Raw genomic sequence first — 3,396 nt, 5'->3', positions numbered from 1 at the left:
CGCGGCGAGGCCGGCGGCGACCTCGGCCAGCGCCGCGGTGTCGGTGCCGCGGACGTCGCCGTAGCGCAGCGAGCGGACCAGGGCGGGCAGCGCCTGGGCGAGGTGGCCGACGTCCGTGTCGAGGGCCGCGCGGTCGGTGAGGATCCGCATCACCGTGGGCAGCGCCTCGGGCAGTGCGGCCAGCAGGCAGTGCTCGGCGAGCCCGGTGACCTCGGCGAGGCCCCGCGCGCCGACGGCGTCCGCCTCCGCCTTGGCGGTCGCGGCGGCGAGTACGGTCGTCCCCCAGATCCCGGCCTCGGCGACCCGCACGGACAGCTCGGGCTCCCAGCGCAGCCGCCAGGTCTCCCGGAAGGTCCCCGTGCCGCCGCGTGCGGCGGCCGGCTCTCCCCAGCCGATGCCGAGCAGCCGCAGCCGGTGCAGCAGTCTGCCGCGCTCCGCGTCGGTCTCCTTGCGCAGGTCGAGTTCCAGCTCCCGCTCCCCGGCCTCGGGTTTCAGTCGCAGCCGGCGCTGGATCCGCGTGAGGTCCCGCTGCAACGGCACGGCGGGGGCCGCCGCCGGTACCTCCCCGAGCACGTCGCCGACGACCAGCCGGTCGCGCACCAGTGCCAGCGGCACGTCGGAGCCCTCGCACATCACCGCCCGTACGGCGTCGGTCGTCTCGCCCAGGCCGGGCAGCGGACGTCCGCGCAGCGCGGCGAGGGTCTCCGCCAGCCGTACGGCCTCGATGACGTGCGCGGAGGAGACGATCCGGTCCTCGGCCCGCAGCAGCCCGGCCACCTTGGTCAGCCACCGCTCGACCGGCCGGTCCGGGGCGTCGAACAGATGCCCGTACCAGCCCGGGGAGTCGATGCCCGCGCCGTAGCCGCTCGTCCGGGAGAGCCTGCGGTGGGTCCAGGGCACCCAGGTCATGTCCGTCTTCACCTTGGGCAGCCCTTTCAGCAGGGCGCGGTCGGCGGCGACGGCGGCCTTGTGCCGCAGCGCCGGCACGTGCCAGGCCCCGCAGACCACGGCCACGCCGTCCTCGGACTCCCGCAGCGCCGCCCGGATCCGCAGCCGCATGTGCGCCTCGCGCACGAGGTCCCGCCGGTGTCCCCCGCTTCCGTACTCCTCCCGCAGCGCGGTCATGGCCTCCTCGAGCGCGGTGAACGACGCCATCGCGTCCCCCTCACCCACGCCCCGGTGCTCGACGACGTCCTCCCACCACCGCTCCGCGTCGTCGTACCCGGCGGCTTCGGCGAGCGCCCCCAGGGGGTCGATCCGCACGTCGTCACCCGCGCCGGGCCCGGGGTCCTCGTCGTCCTCCCGGGCCAGGGTGTGCGCGGCCGGCAGGTCGATGAAACGGACCGGGACCTTGTGCTCCAGCGCCCAGCGGAGCGCGACCCACTCCGGGGAGAACGCGGCCAGCGGCCAGAAGGCCGAGCGGCCGGGTTCGTCCACCGCGTGGGCGAGCAGCGCGACGGGCGGCCGCATGTCCTCCTCGGCTGCGAGCGGGAGCAACGCGTCCGCCTCCGGCGGGCCCTCGATCAGCACGACGTCCGGCCGGGCCTCCTCCAGCACCGCCCGCACCGCCCGCGCGGACCCCGGACCGTGATGCCGCACGCCGAGCAGCAGCGGCCCCGCGGTGTCCGCCTTCCCGCCGTTCATCCGCTGACCTCCCGGCAGGCCCGGTAGAAGTCCTTCCAGCCGTCGCGCTCGCGGACCACGGTCTCCAGGTACTCCTGCCAGACGACGCGGTCCGCCGCCGGGTCGCGGACGACCGCGCCGAGGATGCCCGCGGCGACGTCCCCGGCCCGCAGCACGCCGTCGCCGAAGTGGGCGGCGAGTGCCAGCCCGCCCGTGACGACGGAGATCGCCTCGGCTGTCGACAGCGTGCCGCTGGGCGACTTGAGCTTCGTACGGCCGTCGGTGGTGACCCCGTCGCGCAGCTCGCGGAAGACGGTGACGACCCGGCGGATCTCGTCGATGCCGTCGGGCACGGCCGGCAGGTCGAGGGAGCGGCCGATCTGGTCGACCCGGCGCGAGACGATGTCGACCTCCGCCTCCGGGGTCTCCGGCAGCGGCAGCACCACGGTGTTGAAGCGGCGGCGCAGGGCGCTGGACAGGTCGTTGACCCCGCGGTCGCGGTCGTTGGCCGTGGCGATCAGGTTGAAGCCGCGGACCGCCTGCACCTCCTGGCCCAGCTCCGGTATCGGCAGCGTCTTCTCCGACAGGAGGGTGATCAGCGTGTCCTGGACGTCGGCCGGGATGCGGGTCAGTTCCTCGACGCGGGCCGTCATGCCCTCCGCCATGGCCCGCATCACCGGGCTGGGCACGAGGGCGTCGCGGCTGGGGCCGTGGGCGAGCAGCCGGGCGTAGTTCCAGCCGTAGCGGATGGCCTCCTCCGGGGTGCCGGCCGTGCCCTGTACGAGCAGGGTGGAGTCGCCGCTGACCGCGGCGGCCAGGTGCTCGGAGACCCAGGTCTTCGCGGTGCCGGGCACGCCGAGCAGGAGCAGGGCGCGGTCGGTGGCGAGGGTGGCCACCGCGATCTCGACGATGCGGCGCGGACCGATGTACTTCGGTGTGACGACCGTGCCGTCCGGCAGTGTGCCGCCGAGCAGGTAGGTGGCGACGGCCCACGGCGACAGCCGCCAGCGGGCGGGGCGGGGGCGGTCGTCCTGCGCGGCCAGCGCGGCGAGTTCGGCGGCGAAGGCGTCCTCGGCGTGCGGTCGCAGCGCCTGTGCGGGCACGGCGTTCGCGGGCGACGCGTTCGTGGGCGCGGAGCCGTTCCGCGTCGGGTCGACGGGCGTCGGTCCAACGGACACAGTCATGGCGGAGTCCCCCTCCAGCTCGGCCGGTTCGGATCTGCCACCAACCGTGCACCACGCCACTGACAATCGCCCTGACCTGTGCGGACGTGCTCGCCGGGGCGATTGTCAGTGCCGGGATCTAGTTTCGGTGGCATGACTCAGCAGGGGGTGCGCTGGACCGCGGACCAGGTGCTGGCACTGGCGCCTGACCCCGCGTCACGCACGGCGGGGAGCAGACTCGGCGCGGCCGGTCCGTGGTCCGGGACCGGCAGTTCGGACGAGGGGACGGTGTGGGGGCTGTGCGAGGGCGGTGGGAGCACTCCGTACCGGACGGTCGTCGACATCGCGGACGCCTCCGGGCCCGCGTACCACTGCAGTTGTCCGAGCCGTAAGTTCCCGTGCAAGCACGCGCTCGGTCTGCTGCTGCTCTGGTCGGGCGGGGACGGGGCGGTGCCGCGGGGAGAGGCGCCGGAGTGGGCCGAGCAGTGGACCGCGGGCCGGCGCGCGCGCACGGAGGAGAAGCGGACCGCGGACGCCTCGGGCTCCTCGGGTCCGGCCGGGCCGGAGGCGGCGCGGCGCAGGGCGGAGCGCCGGGCCGAGCGGGTGACGG

At 75.4% G+C, this 3,396-nt stretch carries 3 protein-coding genes; 1 reads left to right on the top strand and 2 read right to left on the bottom strand.

The window, feature by feature from the left end:
- Both B7767_RS05225 and B7767_RS05220 read right to left on the bottom strand, forming a co-directional pair.
- Positions 1-1,644: DUF5682 family protein (locus B7767_RS05225; RefSeq protein ID WP_085571080.1), on the bottom strand; the 1,644-nt coding region annotated here is incomplete at its 3' end.
- On the bottom strand, positions 1,641-2,807 hold the full coding sequence (locus B7767_RS05220) for an AAA family ATPase (protein WP_085571079.1): 1,167 nt from the start codon (positions 2,805-2,807) through the stop codon (positions 1,641-1,643). The genes B7767_RS05225 and B7767_RS05220, both read right to left, overlap by 4 nt.
- Before the next feature lie 132 nt (positions 2,808-2,939).
- On the opposite strand from B7767_RS05220, the gene B7767_RS05215 reads away from it, so the two are divergent.
- On the top strand, positions 2,940-3,396 hold a 457-nt coding region (locus B7767_RS05215; RefSeq protein WP_179167035.1), incomplete at its 3' end, for an SWIM zinc finger family protein.

This window comes from Streptomyces sp. 13-12-16, assembly GCF_002114215.1.
Classification (GTDB): Bacteria; Actinomycetota; Actinomycetes; order Streptomycetales; family Streptomycetaceae; genus Streptomyces.
This window is presented reverse-complemented; position numbering and strand designations above follow the sequence as displayed.